Below are 18,039 nucleotides of genomic sequence, written 5' to 3' on the forward strand. Positions count from 1 at the left end.
ATATTAATCATATTTTCAATATAAAATAAGAATTCGCCGTTATATATCGCATATCGCGATATGCGATTAATCGTGTTAGGATACTTGATATATTTGCTGCTGGAGTTTATAATAAGCACCCAAAAGGACATCCATATTACCAAAAGCGTTTTTAGCGTCTTTTGGCGTTCCTAATTTTAGGGTTACCAAATCTCCCAATTTATCACGCCGTAATTCTTCAATGCCGAACTTCTCGTAATGCTTCAGAATGAATTCCAAAAACTCTTTGGCCTCAAGATTTTTATAGACTTCAAAAACCTGTGGATCTCCTTTTACAAATTCCACACGTTGTTTTCGTGTCATCAATTCCGATGAAAAGGATATATGCGCCAACACATCAAAAATATCGCAATCGGGCGTGGCAATCATATTTCGCAAATCGTTGAGCTGCTCTCTATCAAAACCTAAGTCAGCCAATTTTATCAATAAATCGGATCGGGAATCTGGATTTGCCCAAATGGACCGCAATTGTTCTACATCTGTATAAATGCCAGGCAATTCCCCTATCAATTTTTCGAGAAATTCACGTGCCGTCAAAGGCCTTCCGTTTTCATCTATATAGCGTGTGTCAACGTCTGTGACTTTCAATCTACGCCCGTTGGACAACTCGACAATCAATTTTTCTTTTCGTTCGTATGGTTCACGAGGATCGTCAACTTTGGGCTCTTTCGGTTCTTTTGGTTTTGGCTCTCCTCCTGTTCCACCTTCTTCTATTTCTTCCGCTTCACCATCCCAAGCGGTGTCGTAAAACAAATTGGTGGCTCCTACAAAATCTATAATCGTAAAAAAGTCTTTGCCATCAAAAACACGAGTGCCACGACCAATAATTTGTTTGAATTCTACCATAGAGCCAATTGGCGCAGTCAGCACGATATTTCGCACATTTCGAGCGTCCACTCCTGTAGTCAACATTTTTGAAGAGGTTAAAATCACTGGAATGTCTCTATCATTGTCTTGAAACATTTCCAACAATTCTCTACCGTGTTTTCCTTCGTCACTGGTTACACGCACACAGTAATTAGGATCGGAAACGGTTTTATGCTTATTAATATAATCCCTTAAATCAAGGGCATGGTCTTGATTGGCACAAAACACGATGGTTTTATCCATTTTGCCAATGTGTTCTAAAATCGTTCTTGCTTCAAGATCTGTTCGCTGATTGATGGTAATACTTTTATTATAATCCTTGATCTCATACCGATCTTTGGTCACTTCGCCCTGAATAATGCGACTGTCGTTGGTATGAATGTACTCATCGATATTGGTGGTCACTCGTTTTACTTTGTATGGCGTTAAAAACCCATCTTGAATCCCTTCTTTTAGAGAATATTCATAAATAGGTTTCCCAAAATACTGGTAGGTATCCACATTATCATCTCGTTTTGGTGTCGCTGTCATTCCCAAATGAATGGCAGGACTGAAATGATCCAATATGGCGCGCCACGACCCTTCTTCGTTCGCACTTCCGCGGTGGCACTCATCAATAATCACCAAATCAAAAAAGTCGCTTGGGTATTTCGAATAATAACCGCCAATATCCTCCCGATCGGCAATGGCTTGATATATGGCAAAAAAGATATAGGCATTGGTAGGAACAACGCCGTTGCGTTTGCGCACTTCTTCTCCATCAATCTTTATAACATCATTCTCATAAGGATTAAACGTATTGATTGCTTGGTCTGCCAAAACGTTTCTATCTGCTAAAAACAGAATCCTTGGACGTCTATCATTTCCATCTAAATTCCATTTGGCCTGCAATAGTTTATGCACTATTTGAAAAGCAATAAAAGTTTTTCCAGTACCAGTAGCTAAAGTTAAAAGAATACGATCCTGACCATCAGCGATACTTTCCATCGTTTTATTGACGGCAATTTCCTGATAATATCGAGGACCAAAATTTCCTGTGAGTAAAAAAGGGATGTTATGTAACTGTTCTTTTAATTGATTGGTCTTCCCAAAAAGTCTGTTGTACAATTCTTTTGGGGTTGGAAAATCATCAATATAATCTCCCTTCCCTATACGTCTATCAAACTCATAAATTCGTACGCCATTAGTTGCATAAACAAAGTTTATATCGAGTTTCTCTGCATATTCCAATGCTTGTTGAAGTCCTTTAGTAGGATGATCATCTAATTTCTTAGCTTCGACAATGGCTAAGTTGGCGTTGTTGTATTTTAATAAATAATCTATGAACAGCCTCTTGCCTCGCTTGTTACCAAGTAGTTTTCGACCATCCGTAAAATAGTATTCTCTAACAATATGAATTGGTTCCCACTGGCTATCAACCAATTTAGGGTCGATATAATTCGCCCTAGTATCTGATTCAGATAAAATATTCCCCATGCAATCAGGTTTAACTTAAAAATTTTTGGAAACATTTCTATTCCAATAATTCTATTTATTATGAAGTTAGCCTTGTAACTCCCAAATACTCTAAATCTCTTTAATAGTTAGTAAGAGATCCTTTGGCTCAACATTTAAAATAATCGCAATTTTAAACAAAACCTCCAAGCTAGGTTGTGCTCTATTCTGAACATAACCATTTACGGTATTGAAACTTTTACCCAACTGCTGAGCAAGCCAAACTTGCTTTATTCCTTTCTCTTCCAGAACTTCTTTAATCCGGTTCATCGTGAATTTTGGTTAATGTTATAAATATAGGATAAATAGGGTAGCAATACATCGTATTTCGTTATGTTTTCAGACAATTTAAAAAGTGTTTATTTGATAAAAATACCGCATTTAGCAGTCGTTTTATAATCTAATTGAAAGTAGTAATTTGAGAAGAGTACCATTAAGAGGTAGTTATCTCAATATTTTACTATGATATTTTTTGAACAACTAGCTTATTTCAATAACTTTTTCATAATTGAATAATTGATGTTCATTCAAACCAATATAACCTAATTGATTAGTTACCATTTTAGTATTTCCAATTTTAAAATCGGTTATGTTTCTATGCGAGTGACCATAAATCCAATAATCAATATCACTATTTAAAATGAAATCCGTTTTATCAATACAAAAGGCTTCATTAAGAAGACTACCTTTAAACTCGTTAACGTTACACTCCTCACTAGGTAAATGATGTGTAATAACAACTTTTTTGCCATCTTTTTTAATTTCTTTAGATAAGAAATTAAAAGCTTTGTCGTGAATAGTATTATAGTGATTGATTGTAAATTGCTCCTCTTTGAACTTGATTAATCTAAAATCGTTCATTCCTATTTTTATTTCATTTGCATTGTTCTCAATTTTAGACCAAAGTGTTGAAAAAATTAGATTAACATCTTCTATTAGAACGGACTTATTGTTTATTAAATGCACATTATTTTTAATATCAATTTGCCTAGATAACAATGCAGTTGAAACATCATATCCTCCATAATACTCATGATTTCCAGGAATTAGATAAACGTGTTTAAAATCATTAGAAACCTTATTTATGAAATCTAATTTTGAAAAATCTCTATCTAAATAGTAAGTGTCTCCAGCAATAATGAGGGTTTCTGCTTTAGGAATTAGAGGGTTTGCTTGTAACCATTCGCGATTTTGAGGGAATTCTAAGTGTAGGTCTGAGCAGATTTGAATTTTCATGATGCTAACTTACATATTTTAAAAGTAGTTTTTTTAGCTATGAATAAAAAACACCTTCTTTTACACATAATACATTAACAACAAAACCAAACTCCCAATTCCTAAAATTACACTAGCGATAAAAACCACCACCGCCCAATTAGGATAAATCTTAGCCTGTTTTACTTTAGTATCAAAGTGATCTTGAAACCGCTCTAACGAATTTAAATGAGCTTCCATTTGTTGCTGATGGATTTCTATTGCAGCTTTATATTCCGTCAGATCCATCTTGATTTTCGTTTCTTTTAACTGCGTAATTGCGTACTTACTACCGGCATCGCTAAAACCTGATTCATTCAGCAGCCTCTACATCCAAGAAAATGCAAAAACATCTGCGGTTGTTCAACCTTAGACTGGATGTTGTGGTTAAGGATATTCGTGGTTTAACAGGATTATTGATTATAAGAGGTATAAGCAATGGAGGAAGAATTCCGCTAAATCTAGCTGCGCTTAGACATCGCTACCGCAAAAAAAGTGAAGGAGAGATCGCTTTGGCTTTACAATCCAATGGCAGAAAAGACTACCTGTTTGCTCTAAAGCAAGAATTAGAAACCTACGACCATCTTCAGCAGAAAATCGAACAGTGCGATGTGGAAATTGAAAAAAGCTTACTCAGATCATAGGTTCAGACCAGGACAAAAGAGAGCACTTTATTGATCCCAAACCCCACAAAAGAATAAATAAAATCACACCCAAGAATATAGATCTAAACCTACAGTCCTATCAAATGTTTGAAGGTACAGACTTTCTGGCCATAGAAGGCATGAGTTATTCAACAGTACTGGCATTGATGATCGAAGTAGGTTATAATGGCATAAAAAAGTTCAAAACCACAAAGCACTTTATAGGTTGGCTCAAATACTGGTTTTCCAAAATATTTTTCTGTACCGAAGTCAAGTACTTGATTAAAATTCAAATGTGTGGATGGCAAAATTGTTAATGAATACTCCAAACATCTCAATTAAAAGTTATGGATATTAAAACAACGGTTACCGATTTGCAAAAAGCGATTTACCACCTTCTATATTTTATATCCCTTATGCCCTATTCCCAGATATTCTGAAGAAAGCCAAATTGAATTAGAAGATAATGAGATTTTTAATACTTTAGGAATCATTACAGAAATAGGTGAAGTTGGTTCTTTCAAAAATAAACACAGCATAAATATTCTGGTAAAGTCTATAATCCTAAAACGAAATATCTTTTAGCTTTTGGAAATGAAAGGTCATTTAAAGAAAGAAACATTAGATTTCGTTATCGAAGACTATTGGTCAACAGATAACTTCTGGGATCATATTTACGATTGACTAAAAAATAATGCTGAACAAGAAATTCCAACCATTGTAGAATCTACGATTACTCTTTTTAACCACCAATCTGATGCAATCAAAGCTCACTTAGGCCAGTTACAATTACAGATTCAGGCATCAGCATTTGCTGCCCTGATTGATCGAAAGGAACTGTTAGAAAGACAAATAAATCTGATTCCTTTAGGGCAAAAACAGTATGAATATCTTTTTAAAACTCAAAAGAGCATAATTGATTCGAAAGACGATAATATACCAAAAACAAGAGGTGAAAAAACATTCGTACTACCAAGTGATGCTGAAGTGGATAATTTAATTCTTGAACGGATTTTTAATGTGAAATTTTAGCTGGGCTGATATACAATATAGAGTTACTAATATAGAGATATGTAAGACTCTAATACTCATAAAAGGAATTTAGGTTTGCTGATTCTAAAAAAAATGTTAAGTTTAAAAGTTATTTCAATTGACCTTCAAAAGATAAAAAAAATTAAAACAAACCCAAAACTCAATTAATATTTAAAAACCTACACATGATAAAAATATATGTTTTAAAATTAGAAGATAATAAATATTACGTTGGTCAATCAACAGATACAGAAAACCGCTTAAAATATCATCTTAAAGGAAAGTTAGGTTCAGAATGGACCAAGAAACATAAACCACTTGAAGAGGTTGAAAAAATAGAGACAAATTTTACTGAAGTAAACGAAGCCATGTTTCTGGAAAATTCAATAACTATTCATTACATGAAAAAGTATGGATGGAAAAACGTGAGAGGTGGCGATTATTGCACGCTAGATGAAGAACGTTTAAGATTTTTACTTTGTAATAATTCTGATCTAGGAAACGAAATAATACCTATTCTAAACAAGTCAAATTATAATTTGAATATGTATGGTGTATTTATATTTACTTTAAAACTACAAAGGGGGAATTATTTTATTGGAAAAACTAAAAATCTTAAGATTGGCGTATTAAAGGAATTCAACGGAAAGGGTAACGAATGGTGTTCAATGCACAAACCATTGGAATTAACGAGTGTAATAAACGTAAGCAAATATCCTGAAGAAGAACAAAACAGATTACTAAATAATCAGGTTGTAAAATTAATGACCGAAGAGAATTGGTCAAAAATAAGAGGTGGGGAGTATTTTAGAGTTTGTGAGGAAAACCATAGAAATAAAGTTATGGCTAATACAAAGCTAGCTATCGAACCTCTGCCTGTTCAAAATTCTATTTGGGATAAACAATAAACTCTGCTATCTTATATTTCAATCTTTGAAAACATTTGATCTAATTTATTTGCAATTGTTTTTAATTCTATATGTTTTTTATTTGATTCTTCCAAAAAAAACAATTCTATTCCAAAATCTTGACATTTTTCAATAAATTCTTCTTTTGGTTTATAAAATGACACAAGTATTGATTTTGAACTAATACCTCCATAAAATTTACTAATAGCTCTCATTTTATTAATATCGGATTGTAAAACAACACCTGACTTACATTCAATAAACAACATTTTTTGTCCTGTATTAATTAAAATATCAATTTCATTTTTATCAAGTTTTACATTAGCATTGGACTTAATGATGAGACTCATATGAATTTCTCGAGCAGATTTCCAAGAGGACACTGCATTTCCAACTATCAATTCCCACCATAACCCAGTAGTTAGAATTTTAAAAGAATTACTTCCGGTTGACTCTAAATTAAATTTCGGTGCAATAACAGATAACTTATTCCCTTTCCAATTAACGCCATATTTTTTATCCTTATAAGAATATTCTAGTAAATCGGCTTTAACATTTGTTTTTCTAAATAAATGGAATAACCCTTTTAAGCCAGAATTAATTTTTCTCAATTCAAATATTGAATTTGCTAGCTTATTTTCATCTATGGAAAAAGTTTTTAGTGACACTGATGAAAACTCGTCGTGGTTTGAAAGTGCAAGAAAAGTTTTAGTTGATATTTCGATATCCAATTTTTGTTTATTGCCGTTGCTTAAATCAATTAGATTTTGGTTTTGATCAATATAAAAACTGAAACATTCTAAGGTCTGAAATACCTTTTGACTTGCCAAAGCCATCAATTTTGTACCACTTGTTAGATTAAGCTCGAATATTGCATCCTCATTATCACAAATTATCTTTGTTACAGCATCCTCAATTGATTGATAATCATATGGCTCAATCTGATAATCAAACACTTTATATCCAAAAATTTGATTGACTAACCTGTTTTTTAATCGCACAGTTTCCTTTGTGTATAAAATGTGAACTACATTAGGTTTCCTATCAACAATTCCAATATAGACAGGTAAAATTTGCCCTCCCAAAAGTGTTATTTGATGTTTCATTATTTCAAGAATAGTTCAGGTTGATTAATATATGGGTCATAAACAACATTTAAAACTTCTGACCCTGGTACAGGCTTACGTAATTCCTTGATATAATCATCAAAATCAACATAAGTAATTTTACATCTATAATCCTTCCCGAATATTGCAGCAGCAGCAACCATAGATTTCTTTCCACCAGTTATATCAATAGTTATTTTTGGAGATTCAATTTGATACAATATTTCTTTTAAAGATTTGTAGATAGTGTTAAAACTAGTATCTGATATAGTTATTAGATTAAACTCATCTTGAACAAATTCTTCCACTCTATTAATAACCTCATCTTTATGTTCTGTTGTTATAATATAATGCTTTATCGGCTTAACAGCATTGGCTGTAAGAATGATCGGTTCAGGAGAAAATCCCAAAATAGAAATCAAAACCTCATCTTCATCAAAAAGATTCGAAAACCTGTTTTGAAATTTATCAATTATTTCTGGAAATAACTTATCGAAATAGAGTTTTTCTGCCAATTGAAAATTGCCATGCCTTGCTAATGACAACCATTCTTCTGTATATTTTAAATTAGTTTCCATCTTTATTATTCAAATATTATTTTAATAGTATCATAACATAAAAGATACGATTCCAGATTGTAATCTCTATAACTGATTCTTTCTCCAATAATCAATATGTTTTCTTCAAGATTAGCTTGATAAGTGTTCCTGCCAATTTGAAGTTGTATGATTTTCTGATTCTTGAACTTAAGATAACATGGGGTTTCATCAATTAGACTCGCAAGTTCTCTGTTATGCGCTTTTAATTTTACTATAATATTGTCAGGGGTTTTTTTATGATTTATTTCTTTTTCCCTGCAATAAAACGAATAATACGAGAAATAACTTTTTTTCGAAGGAGACAAGGCAAACACATAAGGTGCTGTCTTGATTTGCCACTTTACAAATGTCGCCATGTGTTCCGCTTGTGCTTCATTCATAATTGCTCCAACTTCGAACCCATTCTTCAAACCATGATTACCATCTATATTTGCGGTAAAAATCATACTTCTTTCAGTTGTTATAATTCCTTTTGAATGATTATAAATATCTCCATAAATTTTACATCCCAACTTTGCCAATTGCGTACAACTAGCCAAATGGTCAGCTCTATAGTTCATACCACGAGAAAAAACATGAACCGATAAACCTTGTTCTATTTTCTTTTTAACAGTTCTTACAAATTCAGGCAAAAATTCAAGGCCGACAATGCTATAAGTAGACAAATAGATATCCTCCTTTGTATTCTCCATTAAATCAATTAGTTCATTATAAAGTGAATGATCATATTCTTCATAAGTGAAACGCAAATTCGAACGGGTAAGCGAAGCTATTGTATCGGCGGAAATATTATTTTGTCTGGATATTATAAACTGCCTACTTGAACTTGCAGAAATGAATTTGGTGTATTCGGTACCATTTTGGAAAATTTCATCAAAAAGACTGTCTAAATCTTTTGATGTCTGTAAATCACTAATATAGATACCAGTCTCCGGATTACTAGTCAAAGATGGCGTAGTCACGTTAGCACTAGTTATCAATGCTTTTTTCCTGTCTGAAATTATAAATTTAGCATGTGCTGTCCTTGTTGCCCTAACATGTGCTCCTTGAGAGTACAATTTTTTGATAATATCCAAATGGATTTGATTGAAATTTTCCGTCATTTCTTCTTCCGATAATAATGAGGTTGAAAATTTCGAATCGTCCAATTGTGTTAGTATAAAAACTGCAACATTAGTATTATTTAATATTTGCTCGATTTCTAAATAAATATCTTGATCAGTTAAGATAAATGAACATAACTTAATCGAAAAACTCGAATTCCGAATTAGACTTATCAACTCATCCTTTATTGAGTTTATATAAGGAAGCGTAACAAATAAATCTGTTTTTTCAATCCATTCACTGTCATCTCTGTTTTCATTAAGAACAAAATAACCTCCTTGAAATTCACCTTTATTGGTAATTAATCCTGATTTATTCATTTAAAATTTTATTCATATGTTGATTGATATCCATTTTCTCCAGTAATTCATATTCCTCAAGAAGCACTAAAACATTTCTATATAAATCATTCTTCAAGAGTCTTTTTGAAATATGACTGATTTTTAAATCACGCTTTCTAGCGTCATTTAGAAAGCTCTGAATCTCTAACAAATAATTTACAAATGATGAGTTAGTTTTAAACGTAATAAAAATTATCCACATACCATTTTTCACAGAAGTCATTTGGTAATCCCTACCTCTTTCTAAATTTTTCAAAACCTGCTTTCTGTTTGATTTTAAATTCAGTAATAATTTTTTTGTAATGTTTATTCCAATTTCAAATTCGGTATTAATAATTTCTTCATCTGAAGAAAACTCTATATTATAAATTTTGCCCAATGCTAATTTCAAGTCTTCTTTTGATATAAATTGTAATTTTTGATCTTCATTCTTCTTATCAATTTCGACCCAATTCGACGCAAATGCAAATTTATCAGCTTCACTTTTTTGGTCTTTCCAAGTATCTATTCTTAACTCAAGATTATCGATTTTGCTTTTGATTTTTAAATTAAATCCTGCAATCTTATCAGAATCTCCTGTGGGAGAGAAACCATCCAGTAATTTTCTAAAGCCTTTCTTATCTTTTACCATTAACCCAACTAAAATGGGAATAGACATTTTAGTAAAATCAATACTTTCTATTTCTTCCAAACCTTCTGGTATCGACCATGCTTCTCTTTTGTTTTCTGATATATTAAGAATATTATGGAGAACTTTTTCTTTGATTAACGGTTCATGAACGATGCTGGGCTTAAATGGTTTAGATATGATCGTATTACCTTTAGAATTTGTATAATATGTATACTCATTTTCATCAAAAAAAGATTTCAAGTATCTAGGAGAATATAAGTCGCTGCTCAATGGCATAAAATCTATGCCATCTATATAAAAATTATATTGTCTTCTCTGTCTTCTTTTCTCTTTTCCATGAACAATTATTTCAAAGCCTAAATCCGTAACCTCTAAATTATTATCTCCCTCAATTAAGCCTTCTAATTTCATTTGCCGTAATCTCATTTCTACAGCCATTTTCTGAACGCTTATTAATTGTGAAATCTCATTCGATGAATACTCACTATTAATTAGTAAACATTTTATAATCGCTTTGTCCAATTTCTCAAGTGGATCTGGAGTACTATCAATTATGGTGGCATGAATACAATAAATGGGATATTGCATGTAAGCAATCGATTTTAATTCGAACCCATCTTCTAGTTGCGATTGATAATATCTTTCTATGTCAATATTAAATAAAGCCATTTTATTTTTCAGTCTGGATTAATGTGATTTGTCTTTTGATTTTATCTATCTTCTTGATTTTAACATTGATATCCTTGTGTTGTGTGTAAAATCTGTCAATTCCTACTTTTCTCGAAATATTCGATATATGAAGTAGACCATCTATCCCTTCTTCTAACTCTATAAAAACACCATAATTAGTCATACTAATCATTCTTCCACTATAAACACTATTTACGAAGTATTTAGAATTGATATTTGACCAAGGATCTTTAAGCAATGACTTCCTACTTAATGATATTTGCTTTTTATCCATATTAATAGCCTTAATAACTACTTCAACCGTTTCATTAAGCGCAAAGTAATCTTGGGGAAATTTTTTATTGTTTCCAAAAAACATCTCTGACACATGTAAAAGCCCTATGACTCCTTCAGACAATTCCATAAACGCACCGTAATCCGTCAATTGGGTGACTTTACCTATAATTTTGTCTCCAGTTTCATAAGTAAAGACACTCCATGGATTTGCTTGCAATTGCTTATAGCCCAGCGATATTTGTTTTTTTGTCAAATCATAACCCAAGATTTTCACCTTTATTTCCTGATTCAATTCTAATACTTCATCAGGATGGTTTATTCTATACCAACTTAAATCCGCAATGTAAATTAACCCATCTATATTTCCAAGGTCAACAAAAGCTCCATATTTTTCTATTCTTTTAACTTTCCCATCAACAACACTTCCCGTTTTATTATTCTCCCGGAACAATTCAAATGGCGTCTTTAGATCCGAATAATCTGTTAACTCAACAAAATTTCCAATTTTTTCATTTTTACTTAAATCAACCAACTTTGAGAACAATTTTGTATAATCGAATAATGAATCAAAATGACTTCTTGAATCTGTGAGTGTTTCCGAATTTCCAACTAGAATTAATTTCTTTTTGGCTCTAGAAAATGCGACATTCAATCGTCTAGCATCATCTAAGAAGCCGACTTTTTTATTTTTTTGATTAGGACCTGCCGATCTTGTAAAACTAAATACAACAACATCGAACTCCATGCCCTGAAAAGAATCTAAAGTCGAAACTTCAATCAAATGAGAATTTTGGGTATTATCCTTCAATGATTTTTTTATATGCGTCACTTGCGATTTGTAAGGTGCAACTACAGCGAAATTTTCGTATGTAAGACCTGCTTCAAGCAGTTTAGGCACAATTAAAGTACTTATACAATAGGCTTCTGAATCATTTCTGGCAGAATAACCATCGAAACTCTCATATGGATTACTTGCACTTGAGGTGTTTATAAATACAACTTCTTTATCAAATGGACTTGGCATAGGGAGTTTATGAGTATAAGTGCGCTCTCCCATTTTAACTTTACCATCGTAAAAAGATTCTGAAATAAACTCCCCGATGTGAGGATGCATTCGATGTTGATAATTCAGTAGTTCTTTATTTTCCTTGGGGAATTGATTGTTTTTTATTCTATTCACTAGAAACTCAAAAAAGGAAGTCTTTAACGCGTGTTGAATATCATCCTTTACGAATTTGTAGCCATATTTAGAACGGGGAAAACTGTTGGAGTCGTTCTCATCTAACATGCTTCCGTCAATATATGGAGGCAATTGCATTTGATCACCAACCAATATAACTTTTTTTGCCATGGAAATAGCTGCTAGCGTTTCAGAAATATTGGCTTTTCCAGCTTCATCAATTATGACAGTATCAAATTTTAATCCATATTCATTTAATTCTCTATCCGTTCTAACTCCAATACATGTTGCAAATACCACATCAACTGATTTATATAACAGAGGTTTTATCAATATTTCTTTTTCAGATGAAATGTTTAGGGTCCACTCTCTCAATAAAGCTTTTATATCTCTCAAACGCTCAAACGGAGTTTTTGAAAGTACTTCAATAAATTCAAAATTCTTTTGAATTAGCACATCTTTAAAGCTTTCTTTAAAACTTAAACTCTTTTCTTTAATAATCAATTTTAACTTGCTTCTTATCTCAGTAAATTCATAGCTGGCACCCAGCTCCAACAAATGATCAATTAAAGAAATATTTATATTAATTACTTTTTCAAAATCATTTGAATACGTTTCTATAAGATTCGTGATTTGATATTGACACAAGTCCTCTTTAATTCTTTGAATACTTCCAAGCCTAACACATGTTATATTTTTGTTTGAAGAAACTTTTTCGAGAACATTATCTACAGCAATGTGAGTTTGACTAGCAACAAGAATTTTTTCTCCTTTTTCCACTAATTGCTCTACAACTTCAGCGATAACAGTAGTTTTTCCCGTACCAGGAGGTCCTTGAATCAAAAAAATGTTTTTGTTGCCAACTGCTTTTTTTACTGATTTAACTTGGTTATTTTGAGGTTGTTTTTTTTCTGTTTCTTCGAGTAATTTGTTTATATATATTAAATCATTTTCTTCAGGTGGGCGAATTTTTTCTGGTCGTACTAAAAGTGATTCAATATGATCTAATTTTAATTTCTTATCAAAAAAATCCTTGATTACTTCACGTTGAACTTGATATTGTCGAAGGTTTACTTTAGGCTCAATAAAAAATCCTTTGTCTAATTGATTTAGTGGTTTATCGAGATTAATAAGATGCAATATTGACTTATCATTATTTATTTCTATAAAAGCATCACAAAACCAAACATATTCATTTTCCTTTTTTTCTTTATGAGAGTGTTCTTCTGTCCTAATAGCTATCATCTGGCTTTCTTCTTCACTACCAGTAAATATATCATCAATATCTTTTTCTATTTCTATTGCTAAATCTGTTTTAGTATTTGGTACACTTTTATATCCATAGATATGGATCCTAGAATTTTCATTACCTTTTCTTTCAATTGATTCTTGATATTCTAAAAACTTATCGAAAATTGTTATAGAATGACCTTCTTCTCTTAAAATTGCACCCGATTGTCTTTTTAACCCGTTGAGAATTTCGAAAGCATCGACCTTATTTTTTATTTTTGAGAAATCATTTTTGTAATTTATCCCAAGTTGAACAGAATCATATGGTGACAGAACTCGGATTTTACTAGTTAAAAGGAATGTTCCTTGATTTAAGCTTTTTTCTTTACTTAAAGAATCCTTTTTTTTAGTTCTTTCTATAGAAAGACTGTGGATGATAAATTTATATTCATCATTTTCTAAATCCACAATACCAGATAAATAAATTTTTTCATTAAATAATATCCAATTATTAATTAATTTACCCCCCATTTTATCAAACCAAGAATTCATTCTGATCCAATACTTTTGATCTTCCAAAAACTTCAACGCCTGTTTTTCAGTAGCATCTGTACCTATATATGGTATTAGTGAGTTTTTAAAATCATTCTCCCATGCTGCAGTGTTAAAACCGAAGATTATATGAAATGGACTGTCGAATGAAATTGCGCTAGAAAACAACATGTCATCAATAGAAAAGAAGGTTAAGATGTTTTTCTTTTCTTCCTTGGTTGCTACAGAATAGTAAATTGATTTTTCAAAAGACTTAATTGATTTTAAATCAGAGTCTTGAGTTTGAAAATCTTCTGCTACTTCATCTATTTCTTCTTCAAAATCAACCCCATCTTCTATGCTTAGTTTTAAAAATTGATTAAATTCATCCTTACCTTTTACAGTTAGATTTAATATTTCACCTGTTTCAAATGAACTGTTTTCTTCTTTTGGTATATTTATAATTCCATAAAATCCAATCTCAGTTTTTACAATGATTTTATTAATTAATATTTCTTGAATCTCTCCTTTAATTTTATGTCCAATATTTAAACCCTGCCATTGTGAAGTTTCATCAGGTCGATCTAGCAAATGTTTTGTACTCACAATAATTGCTTTTTCAACGTCATTTTCTATGACAACAACTTTGATTCTGTCACCGATATGATATGAGGCAAGCATACTTTGAGAATCAAAAATATTCCATGACAAATTTTGAAGTGGTAGGAATGCCTTTTGATCATTAGAATAATCCACTACAATCAATGATGGAGAGATAATGTCAATTATATCTGTTTCGATTATTGCTCCTATTTCAAACGGTGAAGCAACATTAGATCCAACACTAATTTTTTCTGAGAGTTTTTGAGAATTAATATAGTTAACCAACTGATTATAGCTTTCGATAGTAATTTTAGTGTTTGGTGAAATTTCAGATACTATTTTTAATTCTTTAAAGAATACTCTAGTTTCATCTAAAGAAATATTCAATTCTCTTAAAACAGCATTTAATCTTATAAAATTAGGTTTTACTTCATTGGCATATTGCAAACTAATTGCCCTATCAAAAGATTCTTCCGAACCTAGAATCGATAGCTTTTCAATTTCGAAATTGACAATATCCCCAATCTTAAAATCTTTATAATCTTTAAAAACATAAGTAACTCGATTATTACCTTCATATTCGATAAAACCGAGATTTGAGCTTATTTTAATTATTTTGCCGTTCATAGATTTCTTAAAATTCTTTTTATAGACTAAAAACCTCGTTGATAATTATCCTAAATGTTTTCTAATCATCTCACATAATTAATAAAATTCACATATTTCCTTAATCATATCAGCTAACATTACAATTCTTTTATCCTTTTCTTGAGGGGTAAGCTCTACCAAATTATTATCTATTATTTCGATGGTTTTAACCGATACATAAGGTATTAGCTCATAGATAATAACCAATGCTTCATTTTTGGTTTTGTCAGTATTATCTCCTGCTAAATTTGAAGCGTAACTTACAGTAGCACGCAATGGATACCATGTGTTTTTGAATAAAAAACAATGCACAGCCTTACCGTTTTTAAATGGAACTACATTCCTTAATTAAGATGCAATTGCTTGTCGTAAATGATCTCTCGTCATAAAATTAAATCTTGATAATTATTTTTAATTACACTCAAAAACCTCTCTCAAACAACTCTGCATTAACTGCTCAATTTTCTTAGCTTTGTTGTACTTCTTGCTCCAACGCATCACATAAACCCATTAAAGCATTTACTTTTTGGACGATGGCTTTTTGTTCTTCTAATGGCGGGAATGGAAATGCTAAACTTTTAAAAGCTGTTGAACCTAAATTACCTTGATTTGCAGTACCAGTTTCAGTTTTAAATAATTGATTTAAGAAAGCACCTGATCTAAGAAACTTATTGTCTTTGGCTTTAATAATCGCTATAGGAACGTTCGGCTTGTGGTATAGTATATAATCTACTCTTTTGCTTTTTCCGCGGGTATATAATTTTCCCTGAACAATGATTCGGCCATCAGTAAATGAGACTTCCTCACGCACCTCTCTTCGCATATCCCACCCTGCCTTTTTTATGGCTGGATTGATAAATTTACTACAGATATCTCTTTCCGAAAGATCTTTTTTGTTCATAGTAGTTTAGGAACTGATTTAGTTTTTCTATCGACTATAACCGTTAGGGCAATTATAGATCGTTAATTTTTCAATAATTGTTCAATATAGGAAGATTATTTATAAAAAAAACGCTTCCTTTCGCTGTGCTTAAGTAAATTGACATATTAGGCCAAGAAAATTCTATTAAAAGACAGTTCTCCGTAAATGCAATAAGCGATTGCACATTCACTTATTCGATCGGATGTTCGTATATATTTGTATTGATAAATTTAAAATGGAGGAGAATAAGGAATATACTAAAGTGTTGCTCATACCATAAGACACACAACATAGTAGCTAAGAAAAGGAAAAAAAGAATTGTGTTTAAAAGCAATATTGATTAATGAACTCTTATTGTCACCCAAAATAACTTAACACTAAAAAAACCACCCCACCAACTCCCAAAACCAAACTCACAATAAAAACCACCACCGCCCAATTAGGATAAATCTTTGCTTTCTTTATAGTGTCTTCGAACCGATATTCAAAATTTTTAACAGCCTTTAAATGAGCTTCCATTTGTTGCTGATGGCTTTCGATTAACGTTTTATATTCCGTCAGATCCATTTTGATTTTCGTTTCTTTTAACTGCTCATTTAGTCCTTCCAACTTTTCCAAAGTGTTTTTAAAATCGGTGGTCTCATTGACCAATAGCGCGGTGAGTTCTTCAAGTTTTGTCATGATCGTTTTATTTAATAAGAGAGTCCATGTTGAATTGTTTTTTTGATAATGAACTTGGTCAGCTTTAAAGCTAATTTTGGTGCCAGGCCTACTGTATTTCCTGCCAACGTCACCCCAACAGTATTGTTTTTCAAACTCTTGATGCCTTCAAGTTGGCCCATTTGTTTGCCAATATTGCCAATGGACATGTTCCGGTGCACTTCACTGCCCTTTAGATTGTGCCCATCAAATTCAAAGCGGAACCCTTGTAGATTGTTTTGTTTATTTATCGTTGGGATGACCTTGACGCCATTGGTCTCCATGGCCTTGATATAGGCATCAAATGATTTCGGTTTTAAATGTTTCATGGTCAAGTCATGTCTGCGCTTGATCTCTGTTCTCACTTCCTTTAAATTGAATTCCTTTTCAAATTGCACCTGTTTAACGGTGGTCAATCCCATGTGTTCTGCTACTTTTTCTGCGGCCAACTGGCTCCGTTTTCCAATAAAACTATCATTGTAGGCCACGCCCCTAAAATCAATCCGGTTGACATATAAATGGATGTGCTTATGTTCCTTGTCCTTATGCACAAAGGCGATGGCCTGACGCTCTCCGAGTTTCATTTCGTGGATGAACCTTTTGGTGATGTCCTCTAGTTTGTTTTTGTCCAATTTCCTACCGTCCTCTATCGTGGGGCTGAGGATAAAGGACAGGGTGTTTTTTGTACAGTTATGATTCTGGTCCTGGAGCATTTTAAATTCCTGTGTGATTTCTGCTGGGGAATCACCATGCAAAAATTCCTTGAGCACGATCTCGGCATCCTTTTCCTGGTTCCACCCATAGGCCATCGATGCCCTGGTGTGTGATATGCTTTTGCCCTTTCCTATCATGATTGAAACTTTTTGAGGTGCGCCTTGATTTCATTGGCCAGGGCATATACCGATTCGGTCAGTTTGGGATTTCGTTTTCGATACATGTTTCCTATGGCCTTGAAATTATTATGGTATTTGATCATCATCTTATAAAGTTCGATGTGTTCCTCGCTAAACCGTTCTGTAATTTCTTTTTCAAATACGGCACGCCGGATATATTCGCTTAGGCTCAATCCTGAGGCTGCTGCCTTAATGTTTAAAAGCTTTTTTTCGTATATGGAACATCTGAACTTAACCAGATCACTTTTCCCCTTAAACACTCGTTTTTTTTCTTTGCGACCTTCGGGAGCAAACGAGAATGTGGCCACAGACACACATCTCGAATTCCTACCCAGAATAATTCCCATT

17 protein-coding genes are annotated in these 18,039 nt (G+C 32.3%); 3 read left to right on the top strand and 14 right to left on the bottom strand.

Translation table 11 applies throughout. The features are described 5' to 3' along the window. Positions 1 to 75: 75 nt before the first annotated feature. The 4 genes from hsdR to J4051_RS06165 all read right to left on the bottom strand — a co-directional run bounded on the left by hsdR (position 76) and on the right by J4051_RS06165 (position 3,978). Positions 76 to 2,382 (bottom strand): EcoAI/FtnUII family type I restriction enzme subunit R, encoded by a 2,307-nt coding sequence (gene hsdR, locus J4051_RS06150; RefSeq protein ID WP_208232979.1) that lies wholly within the window; start codon positions 2,380 to 2,382, stop codon positions 76 to 78. Between the two features lie 90 nt (positions 2,383 to 2,472). Further along, positions 2,473 to 2,670 (bottom strand): helix-turn-helix domain-containing protein, encoded by a 198-nt coding sequence (locus J4051_RS06155; protein ID WP_208232980.1) that lies wholly within the window; start codon positions 2,668 to 2,670, stop codon positions 2,473 to 2,475. 210 nt (positions 2,671 to 2,880) lie between these two features. Next, a complete protein-coding gene (locus tag J4051_RS06160; protein ID WP_208232981.1) occupies positions 2,881 to 3,636 on the bottom strand; it encodes a metallophosphoesterase in 756 nt (251 codons plus the stop codon). Positions 3,637 to 3,696: 60 nt separating this feature from the next. Further along, positions 3,697 to 3,978, bottom strand: coding sequence for a DUF6730 family protein (locus J4051_RS06165; RefSeq protein WP_317192698.1), 282 nt, complete (start codon positions 3,976 to 3,978; stop codon positions 3,697 to 3,699). Positions 3,979 to 4,013: 35 nt separating this feature from the next. Here J4051_RS06165 and J4051_RS06170 point away from each other — a divergent pair, with 35 nt between their 5' ends. The 3 genes from J4051_RS06170 to J4051_RS06180 all read left to right on the top strand — a co-directional run bounded on the left by J4051_RS06170 (position 4,014) and on the right by J4051_RS06180 (position 6,238). Beyond that, positions 4,014 to 4,298, top strand: a complete 285-nt coding sequence (locus J4051_RS06170) for a hypothetical protein (protein ID WP_208232983.1) — start codon at positions 4,014 to 4,016, stop codon at positions 4,296 to 4,298. Positions 4,299 to 4,402: 104 nt separating this feature from the next. Beyond that, entirely contained in the window at positions 4,403 to 4,615 is a 213-nt protein-coding gene (locus J4051_RS06175) for a hypothetical protein (protein WP_208232984.1), read from the top strand. A gap of 900 nt (positions 4,616 to 5,515) precedes the next feature. Beyond that, positions 5,516 to 6,238: a GIY-YIG nuclease family protein gene (locus tag J4051_RS06180; RefSeq protein ID WP_208232985.1), complete on the top strand. Its 723-nt coding sequence runs from the start codon at positions 5,516 to 5,518 to the stop codon at positions 6,236 to 6,238. Positions 6,239 to 6,249: 11 nt separating this feature from the next. Here J4051_RS06180 and J4051_RS06185 read toward each other — a convergent pair whose 3' ends face one another. The 10 genes from J4051_RS06185 to mbpA all read right to left on the bottom strand — a co-directional run. Beyond that, positions 6,250 to 7,344 (bottom strand): Card1-like endonuclease domain-containing protein, encoded by a 1,095-nt coding sequence (locus tag J4051_RS06185; protein ID WP_208232986.1) that lies wholly within the window; start codon positions 7,342 to 7,344, stop codon positions 6,250 to 6,252. Next, positions 7,344 to 7,922 carry a hypothetical protein gene (locus tag J4051_RS06190; RefSeq protein ID WP_208232987.1) on the bottom strand — a complete coding sequence of 193 codons (579 nt, stop codon included), beginning with the start codon at positions 7,920 to 7,922 and terminating at the stop codon, positions 7,344 to 7,346. The genes J4051_RS06185 and J4051_RS06190 overlap by 1 nt, the downstream gene beginning before the upstream one ends. A gap of 5 nt (positions 7,923 to 7,927) precedes the next feature. Further along, entirely contained in the window at positions 7,928 to 9,367 is a 1,440-nt protein-coding gene (locus tag J4051_RS06195; protein WP_208232988.1) for a phospholipase D-like domain-containing protein, read from the bottom strand. Next, positions 9,360 to 10,688 (bottom strand): hypothetical protein, encoded by a 1,329-nt coding sequence (locus tag J4051_RS06200; protein ID WP_208232989.1) that lies wholly within the window; start codon positions 10,686 to 10,688, stop codon positions 9,360 to 9,362. The genes J4051_RS06195 and J4051_RS06200 overlap by 8 nt, the downstream gene beginning before the upstream one ends. Position 10,689: 1 nt before the next feature. Beyond that, a complete protein-coding gene (locus J4051_RS06205) occupies positions 10,690 to 15,156 on the bottom strand; it encodes a S1 RNA-binding domain-containing protein (RefSeq protein WP_208232990.1) in 4,467 nt (1,488 codons plus the stop codon). A 78-nt stretch (positions 15,157 to 15,234) separates the two neighbouring features. After that, the gene (locus tag J4051_RS06210; RefSeq protein WP_208232991.1) at positions 15,235 to 15,453 is read right to left on the bottom strand and encodes a hypothetical protein; all 219 of its coding nucleotides are present in this window, start codon (positions 15,451 to 15,453) and stop codon (positions 15,235 to 15,237) included. Positions 15,454 to 15,643: 190 nt separating this feature from the next. Further along, on the bottom strand, positions 15,644 to 16,078 hold the full coding sequence (locus tag J4051_RS06215) for a restriction endonuclease subunit S (protein ID WP_208232992.1): 435 nt from the start codon (positions 16,076 to 16,078) through the stop codon (positions 15,644 to 15,646). Positions 16,079 to 16,456: 378 nt separating this feature from the next. Then, positions 16,457 to 16,780, bottom strand: coding sequence for a DUF6730 family protein (locus J4051_RS06220; RefSeq protein ID WP_208232993.1), 324 nt, complete (start codon positions 16,778 to 16,780; stop codon positions 16,457 to 16,459). An 11-nt stretch (positions 16,781 to 16,791) separates the two neighbouring features. Beyond that, on the bottom strand, positions 16,792 to 17,649 hold the full coding sequence (locus J4051_RS06225; RefSeq protein ID WP_208232994.1) for a relaxase/mobilization nuclease domain-containing protein: 858 nt from the start codon (positions 17,647 to 17,649) through the stop codon (positions 16,792 to 16,794). Next, positions 17,646 to 18,039, bottom strand: a 394-nt coding sequence (gene mbpA / locus J4051_RS06230) for a mobilization protein MbpA (RefSeq protein ID WP_236027269.1), incomplete at its 5' end; no start/stop codon positions are given. The genes mbpA and J4051_RS06225, both read right to left, overlap by 4 nt.

The organism is Gelidibacter pelagius (assembly GCF_017581925.1).
GTDB classification, from domain to species: Bacteria; Bacteroidota; Bacteroidia; order Flavobacteriales; family Flavobacteriaceae; genus Gelidibacter; species Gelidibacter pelagius.

Bases quoted from the DNA above. Each gene is read 5' to 3' on its own strand.
- J4051_RS06185 (WP_208232986.1), bottom strand. From the start codon at position 7,344: ATGAAACATCAAATAACACTTTTGGGAGGGCAAATTTTACCTGTCTAT.
- J4051_RS06180 (WP_208232985.1), top strand. From the start codon at position 5,516: ATGATAAAAATATATGTTTTAAAATTAGAAGATAATAAATATTACGTT.
- J4051_RS06195 (WP_208232988.1), bottom strand. From the start codon at position 9,367: ATGAATAAATCAGGATTAATTACCAATAAAGGTGAATTTCAAGGAGGT.
- hsdR (WP_208232979.1), bottom strand. From the start codon at position 2,382: ATGGGGAATATTTTATCTGAATCAGATACTAGGGCGAATTATATCGAC.
- J4051_RS06205 (WP_208232990.1), bottom strand. From the start codon at position 15,156: ATGAACGGCAAAATAATTAAAATAAGCTCAAATCTCGGTTTTATCGAA.
- J4051_RS06220 (WP_208232993.1), bottom strand. From the start codon at position 16,780: ATGACAAAACTTGAAGAACTCACCGCGCTATTGGTCAATGAGACCACC.
- J4051_RS06155 (WP_208232980.1), bottom strand. From the start codon at position 2,670: ATGAACCGGATTAAAGAAGTTCTGGAAGAGAAAGGAATAAAGCAAGTT.
- J4051_RS06200 (WP_208232989.1), bottom strand. From the start codon at position 10,688: ATGGCTTTATTTAATATTGACATAGAAAGATATTATCAATCGCAACTA.
- J4051_RS06225 (WP_208232994.1), bottom strand. From the start codon at position 17,649: ATGATAGGAAAGGGCAAAAGCATATCACACACCAGGGCATCGATGGCC.
- J4051_RS06190 (WP_208232987.1), bottom strand. From the start codon at position 7,922: ATGGAAACTAATTTAAAATATACAGAAGAATGGTTGTCATTAGCAAGG.
- J4051_RS06175 (WP_208232984.1), top strand. From the start codon at position 4,403: ATGTTTGAAGGTACAGACTTTCTGGCCATAGAAGGCATGAGTTATTCA.
- J4051_RS06160 (WP_208232981.1), bottom strand. From the start codon at position 3,636: ATGAAAATTCAAATCTGCTCAGACCTACACTTAGAATTCCCTCAAAAT.
- J4051_RS06215 (WP_208232992.1), bottom strand. From the start codon at position 16,078: ATGAACAAAAAAGATCTTTCGGAAAGAGATATCTGTAGTAAATTTATC.